This window comes from Streptomyces sp. NPDC127068 (genome assembly GCF_042724695.1).
Taxonomy (GTDB): Bacteria; Actinomycetota; Actinomycetes; order Streptomycetales; family Streptomycetaceae; genus Streptomyces.
This window is the reverse complement of sequence record NZ_JBHXEN010000079.1, coordinates 17,969-28,702: the sequence shown is the minus strand read 5'-3', so window position 1 is coordinate 28,702 and position 10,734 is coordinate 17,969. Positions and strand designations below refer to the sequence as shown.

Genomic DNA, 10,734 nt, shown 5'->3' with positions numbered 1-10,734 from the left:
GAAAGCCAGAACGGACCCGACAGTCCCACCAGCATCAGCACCCCAGCGGGCGCAAAGGCGCTGATAACACCGCACTAGTGATGAAAACGACCTCTGAGAGCCGGATGGACGGCTGCCATGTCGCCTCGTAGCGCTGAGCTGAGCGTCCGCCCGCGTAGAGGTGCCGACGGGGAGCCCGTCCCGTTGCGCAGGTTGGTCGGCCGGCTCTGCCGGCCGCCTGCTGCAGCTACTCCAGCCCGAGAGGGGCGGCCACGGTGAAGGTGACACGAGGGCAAGACCGAACAGGGATAGGCAGAGTGGACATAGGCGACTCCTTCGGAACGTGATGGTGCACGGCTCCGGCACCGCCCCCAGCACTCCGGCCGCAGTTGCGGCGCAGCACGTCTCACATGCGTGGACCGCTGACGGAGGTGGAGCGGTCCGGCTCATGCATCCATGGCCAGGACGGGGCGAGCCGCCCTGCTGCGGGAGCATCGCAACCGGGTGGCCGCGGGTAGCGCGCCATCCCCCTGCGACCGAGCGCGGGGCGCACGACTGTGGTGTGCGTCTTTCGGCACAGCAGCCCATTCGCCTCAAGCGCCGGGGTAGACGCACTGTTCACATCCAGCCACCGGCTTCACCCTGGGAACACGCCCGTACCGGCGGTAGCACGGCGATCCGGTGGGCAGGCCCGTCGCGCCGTAGTGCCGACACTGTGACAGGGGGGAGCCGTTGATGGTCCCGCATCACCAGGACGAATCCGTCGACGCGGTGGACGAGCCGGCCCGTACCGTCGCTGATCGCATCCCGAAGAGCCTCTTGGACCGGAGGACGGCTGCCGCACGGCTCCGGACGACCGGGTATCCGCGGAACGGGAGTTCCGGTACGGAGGGAATCGGGCGAAGGCGCCGCTCCTGGTGGAAACGGATGATGCCGGTCCGGGGATGGACGAACTCGAAGGGTCGTCCATCTGGGCCCCGGTTCGGTCGCGGCACCAGTTGCGCCAGCCGTCGGCCTCGGCAGAGCGGAACCACGGCCACCCGGGCGGGCGCGAAGCGCGCGAACACGCCCCTGACGCCTGGTTCGGCGTGCCCGTTCCGTTCGTCGCGCACAGCCGGACGCGCCTCCCGGGCCGGGACACTCGCGCCTGCGGTCGATGACGAGTCCAGGATCCGACCGCCCCGCGCCGGAACACCGGCACCGACTGGGCAGCGTGCCGATGCCCCTACCTCCCGAGTGCCGCTCCCCGCCACCGTCAATCCCCCGGCAACGCATGGGGCGGTCGCCGCCGAAGAACACGCGGTGACCGAGAAGCACGTCTCCTCCACGTTCCCTGAACAGGTGCATACCCCATGACCATCACACCCCTTCCGGAGCCGGCGGCGGGCGGCGACCTCTTGGACACGCTCGATGGACCCGAGAGCCTGCGCGCCCTCACGATCCCGCAATTGGCGATCCTGGCTGACGAGATCCGCAGATTCCTGGTCGAGAAGGTGACTGCCACGGGCGGGCACCTGGGGCCGAACCTGGGAGTAGTCGAGCTGACGCTCGCCCTGCACCGGGTCTTCGACTCGCCAAGAGACGCGCTCATCTTCGACATCGGACACCAGGCGTATGTGCACAAGCTCCTCACTGGCCGCCGAAGCGGGTTCGACGGTCTACGTCAGGCAGGCGGCCTGTCCGGCTATCCGTCCCGTACGGAGTCGGCGCACGACTGGGTAGAGAACTCGCACGCCTCCACCGCGCTGTCCTACGCCGACGGTCTGGCCAGAGCCCGCCACCTCAACGGAGACGGCGACCACGCCGTGGTCGCCGTGATCGGCGACGGGGCATTGGCCGGTGGCATGGCCCTGGAAGCCCTCAACGATCTGGGCACGACCCAAGAACTGCCCGTCGTCATCGTCCTCAACGACAACGGCCGCTCCTACGCCCCCACAGTCGGCGCCCTGGCCGCCCACTTGGCCGCGCTCATGAAGAGGAGGGGCGAAAGCGCCACAGTACGGAACCTGTTCACCGAACTCGGCCTGGCCTACGAAGGACCCGTGGACGGCCACGACATCCATGCCTTGGAGCGGGTACTGCACCGAGCCCGTGCCCTGAGACGACCCGTAGTGGTACACGCACTGACCGTCAAAGGCAAGGGATACCAACCAGCGGAGACGGACGAAGCCGACTGCCTGCACGCCGTCAGCCCCGCACCGCGCCTCGCTTCCCCTGGAACGGCGTCTGCCCCGAGGCGCCCGTCGTGGACCGCTGTCTTCGGCCAGTCACTCCTCGAACTGGCCGATGAACGATCGGACATCGTCGCGTTGACCGCGGCCATGCTGCGCCCCACGGGTCTGCACCCCATGGCCCTGAAGTACCCCGACCGAGTCCTCGACGTGGGTATCGCGGAGCAGCACACGGTCACCAGCGCGGCCGGGCTCGCCATGGGCGGGCTGCACCCCGTCGTCGCGGTGTACGCCACGTTCCTGAACCGGGCCTTCGACCAGATCCTCATGGATGTCGCCCTGCACCGGCTGCCCGTGACCTTCGTGCTGGACCGGGCCGGTGTCACCGGCCCCGACGGACCCTCCCACCACGGCGTATGGGATCTTGCCCTCCTCGCCACGGTCCCCGGCCTCAAGCTCGCGATTCCCCGGGACGCCGCGCAACTGAGGGAGTTGTTGGCCGACGCGGTCCGACATGAGGGGCCGACCGCGCTGCGATTCCCCAGAGGCACGACCGAACCGGATCTCGTCGCCGTCGAACGCGTCGGCACCGTGGACGTCCTGCTGCGTTCCGACGACGGGGACGTGCTCCTGGCCGTGGCGGGGCCGCTGTGCCGACAGGCGGTGGAAGCCGGGCGTGACCTGATCCGCCGGGGCATCGGGTGCACCGTGGCCGACCTGAGATGGGCTCTGCCCGTCGACCCGCAGGTGCTTGAACTCGCGGCTCGGCACCGCCTGGTGGTCACTCTGGAGGACGCGGTGCGCACCGGAGGCATCGGTACCGCCGTCGCCCAAGCGATCGCCGACGCCGGCCTTACCACCCCTGTACGCACGCTGGGCCTGCCACACCGCTTCACCGCGCACGGGGAACGCGCCGATCTGCTCGCGTCGACCGGGCTCAACGCACAGGGCATTACCCTCGCGGTCCTGCGCGCCCGCGCGGGGCACCCGCACGACTCGTCCTGGACGCCCTCCCCGTGAACTCAGCCTGTCTTCCCCTCGACCGGCTGACCCGACCCTCGATCAAGTGAGTCTCAAGGAAAAGGAGAACGACTGTGACCGGAACAGCAGCGCACACGGGACCCGCCACCGGCAAGTGGCTGTTCAAGCAGGACTGGGCCTTCAACACCGCCCCGGACTTCGGTGACGTCCGCGTCTACGCGAAGGCGCTTCTGGTCGTCGCGCGCGGGGACGGCGTCATCTCACCGGAAGAACGGGACTGGGTTCTGGGGTACATCGCCGCGCTCACCGGCAGTGACGCTCAGCTCCAGCAGGAGTTGGCCGACTACGCTGCCGACGACGACGTCGTCGCCTTGGTCGAAACGGCGTCGGCCGTCACGCTCCACTCCCGCACCCCACTGATCTTCGACGCGCTGCGGGCGTGTGACGCGGACGGCGACCTGGCCCCGGGCGAGATCGAGCAGATCAAGAGGATGGCTTCCGCCTTGGGGATCACGGAGGAGGCCGTCGATCGACTCAAGGAGTTCTACTTCGAGGAGAAGGCGGCCAGGGTCGCCCGGATCGCCGCGGTGTTCCCACAAGGCACTCCGTACTTCTAGACCTTCCGCTGGCAGCACCACATGCCAACCGGACCCTTGGATCCGGAGGTCTTCCGCGCGACCTGGGAGCGTGTCACCTACCAGTCGCGAGCGGCACGCCTTGCGCCTCGGTGAGCGGGTGCTCCGTCGAAGCCCGCTGTACCGCAGGGGCAGAGCATCGACGCGGCGTTCACCGACGCTTGGGGCCCACCCACCCGCGTCGACGTGCTGATGGGTGGGCAGCCCGGACCCGGACTGCCCACCGACGCGATGTCTGCCCCCTCAGCGGTGCGCATGGAGCTGAGGCACTTCGCGGGGCCCACCCAGCGCGGTGGGGCCGAGCACACCGATAGCCGGACAGGCGCGGGCCGCGCGCTCGCAACCCTTGAGGTTGCGGCCTCGGTCGGCACCAAGAGCGGCACGGTACCGACCGATGAGGTCGACAGGATCCACATGGGGACGCTAACAGCGGCTGCGAGCGTGTGCGGCAAACCGTGCGCACCGCCCGTGGTGCGCGGTCCTACCTTGCGCGAGTGCCGGCACCGTCCGCGAGCCCGACGGCGCCAGGGCCAACGCGCTGAGCCCCCGTCCGCTGTGGCTGGGACCGCCCGTGCGGCTGGGTCGGGTGAGGGGCGCCCCGGAAGGCGCCCCTGCCCGATCTGGACAATGGCGAAGCCACAGCACGGTCTCCGGGGCCCGCGGCGCAGCGGTCAGTGTCTGTGCCCCATCACTGCCTTGGGCAGCGAGCACCGCGGGAATCGCTATCCACCGCGTGGGTCAACCGTGTCCAGAGCCCGGTGGCCAAGGGTGTGGCGCCTCCACTTCGCCGACCTGGCCGTACCGTCCGCGGCTCGTTCATTACGCGGTGACTCCGGGGCTCACGAGCTCGGTTCGTCCTTCACCGCGCAGATCATCCCGTGCGCGAGGATGACATCCTGCGGCAATGAATTCATGTCCTCGGATAGAGTTCCGGTCACCCTGAAACCGCATTCTTCCAGCCATTCCTGGTACGTTGACATCTTCTGAAGCCCCCCTTCTCCCGTGACACAACCGAGGAAGTAGGCGGGGAAGAAATCCACCATATACGACCCTTTGAAATTCTCTCCGTACATCGGAGAAAAGATGTAAATTTTTCCTCCTGGATTGAGGGCTGTGTGCGCATTGCGAAGGGCGCGGCACGCTTTTTCCTTGTCGAAGAGTTCCAGAAAATGCTTGACGAGAACAACGTCGAATCCTCCGGGGATCTCTTCGAGGGCGTTTCCTCCGACGAACGAGCAGTTCTCTTCCGTGCCGTGGCGACGGAAATTGGCGATCGCCTCGGATTCCTTCTCCGGGAAGTCAAAGCAGGTGACATGGATGCCAAGCCCGCGGTGGTGCTGACAGGCAAGAATGGCGCCCATGCCGGTGTTGCCCGCCAGATCGAGGACCTTGGCATTCCTCTCAAGAGTCAAGTTGCCGTGAAACCAGGGATCGACTCGGGAAGCCACCTCATCGATCACTTTTCCCCATGACCTGCCCAAGTCGGGATGGTGGGTGATCGCCTCATAGAAGGTCCCGTCGAACCCGTAGATCTCCTTCAGGCCCTCCGTGCTTCCGTTTCTGACACTGGCGGACAAGTAATAGAGTTGTCGCAGACACACGTCTTTTACCATATGCATCCAGTTCAGCACCCGAGTCAGGTCGTCATCGGTGAGGCTGCCGATTCCGTCCAGTGTGTACTCGCCGCTTCGATGGCTATGGGCGACAAGGCCTTCCTTGACGAGGAGGCTCATCATTTGCTCCACCTTGTGTGCCGTGATTCCGACCCGCTCGCCGAGCTGTTCTGCGTTCATCTTTCCTTGAGGATGTGCTTTGAGTGACTCGATCAGTCCGAGCTCGAAGCAGCTGAGCAAGGTCATGAACCTGGTGGGTCCGAGTAGGTATTCGCGAAACTTGATGAGTGCCTGGGAATTGCTGTTCATGGCTCCTCTTCCTGATCGGATGCTGATCTTGTGGATGCCCTGGAGGATGCGGTGCTGAGGGGGCAGGACTCTTCATGTGTACGGTCCAATGGTCATGGTCGACTGTGCAAGGTGGTGATGGAGCGCAAGGGAAGCGCGGCGACGTCCGGATGTGCGCGGGCGGTGGCAAGAAGCTGTCCGTCCGCCGTCGTGCGTCGACTGCCGCAAGCAGGTTCGGGTGCAGTGGTGTCGGCCCCTTCGGTGGTGCGGCGTGAACCTCTCTCCCGTAACCCGGGGCAGGCCCTCCGTGTTCTTGCACCGCGCTTCCATTCCCACGATCCAGACGATCTGTGCATGGCCGTCTGGTTGGTGCGGGGCTCTGAGAGCTACGTTGTCTCCGCGTGACCTGCGGATCACTCGAATGGGCTATAGCTTGGTGTGTCGCGCTTCGGCCTTTCAGCGACGGGTAGGAGTAGTTCGCACTGATCCACCTCATGTGAATGGATCACGCGGCCACTTCGGCTTGAGCTCCCGGGGACGGCGATGATGTGCATCGTGGCGCTGGATGTTGACGGCACACTCTATGACGGCACGCTGGGATTCTCGTTGCTGCATGAGCTCGAATCCCGAGGGTATGTGAAAGCGTCGCTGATTCGCGCCATTCATGAATTCGTCGAAGAATATCGCATGCAGGGTGTGGGGTGTCGTGAAGACTTACTGAGCATATGTGAGATGTGTGCCTTCGCCATCAAGGGAGTTCCCTGTGATGTGGTCATCGAGGCATCCGAGTCGGCCTGGAAGAAAGTACGGCAACGACTCATGGGGGAAGCCAGGAAATTGCTTTACGGTGTGAGGGCAGAAGGATGCGTCCCCGTGCTGCTCTCGGGTAGTCCTCAGGTCATGATCGACAGAATCGCAGACGAGCTGGGCGTAAAGTATCGATACGGAATCGTCAGCTCTGTGGAGGGAGATCACTACACCGACCACCTGATCAGTGTGCCAGCGGTGCCGGATGTGAAAGTGGACCTGGTGCGGAACCTCGCATCCAGACTCGGGATTCCCACTGAACGGTCGCTGGCTATCGGAAACAGCACTTCGGATCATGAGCTTCTGAAGGTAGTCGGATATCCGATAGCCTTCGAACCCGACGGGTCTTTGCTGTCCATGGCACGTGAGTTCGGCTGGAGGATCGCAGACCGCGACACGGCCGTCGATATCGTGTGCGCGGCCATCAAGCTGTCCCATGCCGTACCGAACCGCGGATCCATCGGAAGCGGACACCACGAAGAAGAATGAAGGGGCATCGCATGAGTCGAACTCCTCACGACATCGTTTCTGAACTCGGCGATCGTAAAATCGATGTGATCTTCGCCCATGCCTGCGACACGAGCAGCGGCCTGCTGGAACTGGCAGACCTCGCCACTCTCTGCGCACGTACTCTGGTCCACCTGGGAGAACCTCTGGACAGTCGGAAATCGGGAGAAGCTTTCCGGTCGATCCAGGGCTTCTACAACCGCATTTCCCTGGTGACCGGTTGGTCGCCCGACAGGAAAGTCACCTTGCTGGAATGGCGTGCCGCATTGGTAAAGGCGATGCCGGGCGGGGTCGGCGACTACAAGATTTATCTTGAACCGGTTGGCAAGGCGATCTGGGCCGCTGCCGACAAAGACGACGACGGTTTTGTCCGGCTGGACGAATTCATGGCCTACCATCGCAGCGTGAAAACATCTCCCGCCAACATCGAGATAGCCGCAAAAAAGTTGGGCTTGTGCGGTAACGATGCGCGCCTCCCCACGGAAAGGATCATGCGCGCTCACCAGGAGTTCTGCACCAGCACCGATCCCGAGGCCCCAGGGAATTGGTTCTACGGAAATATCTGGGCGAAAGAGTTCTGGGACGGCACCCGGGCACGGCTTTGAAGGTGAAAGTCGCTCTCTTGCGAGAACACAGCCTCCCGTTTGAGATAAGCGAAGCGGAACTCGCGGAGCCCGCCGCCGACGAAGTGCTCGTCCGAATCGCGGGAGTCGGCTTCTGCCGCACCGACCTGATGCCGCGAGACCCCGTGTACGGGATCGCGATGCCGGTGGTCCTGGGCCATGAAGGCTCGGGGACGGTGGAGTCCGTCGGGGCGGCTGTGACCGACATCATCCAAGGGGACCGGGTGGTGATGTCCTTCGACTCATGCGGCGTATGCCGAGCCTGCCGCGTCGCCAGACCCGCCAACTGCGCGTCGTTCTTCGCCCGCAACCTCACCGGCCGCAGCCCCGAGGGAACCTGGAGAGCACACGACCCACAGGGTGAAGTGATCCACATGGGGTGGTTCGGTCAGTCCTCGTTCGCGACGTACGCAGTCGCCAAAGCACGCAGCCTGGTCAAGGTCCCTGACAGGGGACTTCCACTGGCACTCCTCGGCCCGCTGGGGTGCGGATTCCAGACGGGCGCGGGATCGATCCTCGAATCGCTCCGTGTGCGCGCGGGAACGAGCCTCGTCGTGGCGGGAACGGGCGCGGTCGGTCTCACCGCCGTCATGACCGCACGGCTATGCGGCGCGGCCCCCATCATCGCTGTCGATCTCAACCCCGCGCGGCGTCGGCTGGCCCTGGAACTCGGCGCCACCCACGCCCTTGATGTCGAGACCCCTCTGCTCCCAGAAGCGATCCGGCGTATCACGGGTGGGCAAGGAGCGGACTACACATTGGACACCACAGGTGCTCCCGCTGTCATCACTGCGATGATCCTCGCTCTGCACAGCCACGGCACATGCGGTCTGGTCGGCGTGCAGAAGGGCGACTTCACCGTGGACCCCTGGCTCGTCTCGATGGGGCGCACGATCCACGGCATCATCGAAGGCGACTCCGTACCACACATTCTGATCCCCCGGCTGGTCAGCCTGTGGGAAGGTGGCCGCTTGCCCTTCGACCGGTTGATCCGAACCTACCCACTCGACGACATCCGGCAAGCAGAAGAAGACATGCGCGCCGGCGAGGTGGTCAAAGCCGTTCTCCTGCCCGGATGACACGCCTCTTCTTGGAGGTGGCGACGAGAAGGTGAGTACTGTGCCGGACTTCATCCCGCTCGACCCCCGCACGGACAAGCAGGACCATGCGATGGTCCTGCGCGGCCAAGGCCCGGTGGTCCCCAGCCAATGGCCAGGAGGCGTCGAATGCTGGGCCGTCGTCGGCTACCCCCAACTGAAGGAAGTACTCACCCGGCCGCAGTTCTCCCGCTCACCCACGCATTGGAGGGCGCTGCAACGCGGAGAGGTCCCCCAGGACTGGCCCATGCTCGATCACGTGACGCGACAATGGATGCTCACCGCGGACGGCGCCGACCACACCCGGCTCCGGCGCGTCGCCTCCTTCCCCTTCACACCCGGCCGCATCGCGGCCCTCCGACCCGCCGTGCACGAAACCGTCGAGCACCTCCTCGACAACCTGCGACCCCACGAACCCCCCACCGACATCAGGAAGGACCTGGCCCTTCCCCTGTCCCTCGGCGTACTCTGCTCGCTCCTGGGACTCGCTCCCGACGAAGCACCGCATATGACCGGGTTGGTGACCCGGGCCCTGTCCCGCGCCACGCTCGATGCCCGGGAATCCACGGCCCTGAGCGCAGAGATCCATGCCTACCTCGACTACCTGCTGTCCGGCACCGGACAGTTCCCACCGGGTGTCATCGCCGATCTGAGAACCGCCCTCGACGCACCTGGCGGGCTCACGCGATCCGAAGCACGAGACACACTGTGGCTGCTCCTGGCCGCTGGCTTCGACACCACGGTCGCAGCTCTCGTCAACGCGATCCGTGCTCTGCTCGAAAATCGTGCTCAACTACAGAACGCTCTCGACGGAACTACGTCATGGGAAGACGTGACAGAGGAAGTCCTGCGGTATGACTCCAGCGTCTTCGCACTCCCGTTCGCATTCGCCAAGGAAGACGCCTTCCTCGGCGGGCGGCACCTGCGACAGGGTGACGCCCTCCTGTTGTGCTACGCGGCGGCCAACCGCGATCCGGATCACCTGGAGAACGCGGGCCGTCTCAACGCGCGGAACCCATGCCGAAAGCACCTCGCCTTTGGGCAGGGCCCGCACTTCTGCCTCGGGGCACCGCTCGCCCGGCTCCAACTCCGCACGGCCCTTTCGGCGCTGTTCACACGTTTCCCCGGCCTCCGGCTCGTCGAACAGCGGAACCGGCCCATCTCTTCCCTGACCATCAACAGTGTGCGCGAGCTTCTCGTCACACAGGATGAGGTCCCCTCTTCGACCACGCGGCAGCCTTGACCGTAAACGAATGAGTGGCCTTCGAGGTCCATGTAGAGGGTCTCAAGGGATCGTCTGCGACAGGGATCCAGCACGTGCAGCCCCCTGTTCGCCCCCCCCGTCAGCCCCACGCGCAGTGCCGAACTCCCCACGTCGCCCACGCGGACCACCCAGGCCGCCGCGGAGAGCCCCCCTGCGGGCCCTCCGCGGCGCTGACGAGAGGCTCCCTGAAACATGATCCATCCTCTGGTAGCCGCGGCAGGCCGTACGCGCGCCTTCACGGCTCTCGCCCCTCACCTGCTGCACCGAATCGACCTGATTACCCACCGTCTGACCCGGGGTCACATCCTGCCCAGCCGTCTCTTGTTGCCCACGGTCATGCTCACGACCGTCGGCTGCCGCTCCGGCCGTCCTCGTACCACGCCGGTCTGTGCCCATCTGGCAGACGACGGGACCTGGCTCCTCGTCGCCAGCAACTATGGCAAGGGACGTCATCCCGCCTGGAGCACCAACCTCCTGGCGGATTCGCAGGCCCGGATCACCGCCTCGGGACGAGTCCACCACATGAGCGCCCGCCTCCTCACCGAGGACGAGCGCGAGGCACACCAAGGCCGCATCATCGCGGTCCTGCCGGTCATCCACACCTGGGAGTCGACGGCGGCTCGCACTTTCCGGATCTTTCTGCTGAGTCCGAAGGCTCCGTCACCGGAGAGACACATCCCGCCGGCCACCTGAGGTTTGGCCGTGGCGCCCACCGTCGCGCACGGTCACCCCGAATCGCCCGGCGCCGAACCACCGACCGGGCCGGGCC

Annotated in this window: 8 protein-coding genes; 7 read left to right on the top strand and 1 reads right to left on the bottom strand. The window is 65.5% G+C overall.

Features of this window, described 5'->3' with window-relative positions; genetic code table 11:
• The first annotated feature begins 1,331 nt into the window (after positions 1-1,331).
• Together ACFWIA_RS32815 and ACFWIA_RS32810 are read left to right on the top strand one after the other, a co-directional pair.
• Entirely contained in the window at positions 1,332-3,170 is a 1,839-nt protein-coding gene (locus ACFWIA_RS32815; RefSeq protein WP_387010906.1) for a 1-deoxy-D-xylulose-5-phosphate synthase, read from the top strand.
• 74 nt (positions 3,171-3,244) lie between these two features.
• On the top strand, positions 3,245-3,748 hold the full coding sequence (locus ACFWIA_RS32810) for a TerB family tellurite resistance protein (RefSeq protein ID WP_387010905.1): 504 nt from the start codon (positions 3,245-3,247) through the stop codon (positions 3,746-3,748).
• 857 nt (positions 3,749-4,605) lie between these two features.
• On the opposite strand, the gene ACFWIA_RS32805 is transcribed toward ACFWIA_RS32810, so the two are convergent.
• Positions 4,606-5,688: a methyltransferase gene (locus ACFWIA_RS32805; RefSeq protein WP_387010904.1), complete on the bottom strand. Its 1,083-nt coding sequence runs from the start codon at positions 5,686-5,688 to the stop codon at positions 4,606-4,608.
• Between the two features lie 534 nt (positions 5,689-6,222).
• Here ACFWIA_RS32805 and ACFWIA_RS32800 point away from each other — a divergent pair.
• The 5 genes from ACFWIA_RS32800 to ACFWIA_RS32780 all read left to right on the top strand — a co-directional run bounded on the left by ACFWIA_RS32800 (position 6,223) and on the right by ACFWIA_RS32780 (position 10,658).
• A complete protein-coding gene (locus tag ACFWIA_RS32800; RefSeq protein ID WP_387010903.1) occupies positions 6,223-6,963 on the top strand; it encodes an HAD family hydrolase in 741 nt (246 codons plus the stop codon).
• 11 nt (positions 6,964-6,974) lie between these two features.
• Positions 6,975-7,586 carry a hypothetical protein gene (locus ACFWIA_RS32795; RefSeq protein WP_387010902.1) on the top strand — a complete coding sequence of 204 codons (612 nt, stop codon included), beginning with the start codon at positions 6,975-6,977 and terminating at the stop codon, positions 7,584-7,586.
• Between the two features lie 17 nt (positions 7,587-7,603).
• Positions 7,604-8,683, top strand: a complete 1,080-nt coding sequence (locus ACFWIA_RS32790; RefSeq protein WP_387010901.1) for an NAD(P)-dependent alcohol dehydrogenase — start codon at positions 7,604-7,606, stop codon at positions 8,681-8,683.
• 40 nt (positions 8,684-8,723) lie between these two features.
• On the top strand, positions 8,724-9,944 hold the full coding sequence (locus ACFWIA_RS32785) for a cytochrome P450 (protein WP_387010900.1): 1,221 nt from the start codon (positions 8,724-8,726) through the stop codon (positions 9,942-9,944).
• 213 nt (positions 9,945-10,157) lie between these two features.
• Complete coding sequence (locus ACFWIA_RS32780) at positions 10,158-10,658, top strand: nitroreductase family deazaflavin-dependent oxidoreductase (RefSeq protein WP_387010899.1); 501 nt, start codon at positions 10,158-10,160, stop codon at positions 10,656-10,658.
• Positions 10,659-10,734: the final 76 nt, after the last annotated feature.